The 314-nt window shown below is 77.7% G+C and carries 1 protein-coding gene; it reads right to left on the bottom strand.

Features of this window, described 5'->3' with window-relative positions; translation table 11 throughout:
- The coding region (locus KSO97_RS17515) for a hypothetical protein (protein ID WP_232682014.1) at window positions 1-219 on the bottom strand (219 nt) is incomplete at its 3' end.
- Between the last annotated feature and the right edge of the window lie 95 nt (window positions 220-314).

The raw sequence follows: 314 nt of genomic DNA on the forward strand, positions 1-314 counted from the left end.
CGGGCGGGCGGGGCGGTCGAGCCCGACGCTGGGCAGGTCGAGGCCCGGCACGGTGTCACCGAGCAGGCCCTTGCTCGGCACCCGGCCGGCGCCGTCGGGCTCGGCGGCTGCGGGCGAGCCGAGCAGGCCGACGAGCACCACCAACAGCACCGGCAGGACGGTGAGGAACGAGACGGTCAGTGCGGTCGTCCCGGCGCCCCATCGCCGGGACGCGCTCATGACGCCCGCCGCGTCACGGCGCCGAGCGCCTGACGCCAGGTCTGGGGGGAGAGCACGGAGCCCGCGAGGGGTCCGTTCGTCTGGGGCGCCGTGGG

This window comes from Nocardioides sp. R-C-SC26 (assembly GCF_021246465.1).
GTDB lineage: Bacteria > Actinomycetota > Actinomycetes > Propionibacteriales > Nocardioidaceae > Nocardioides.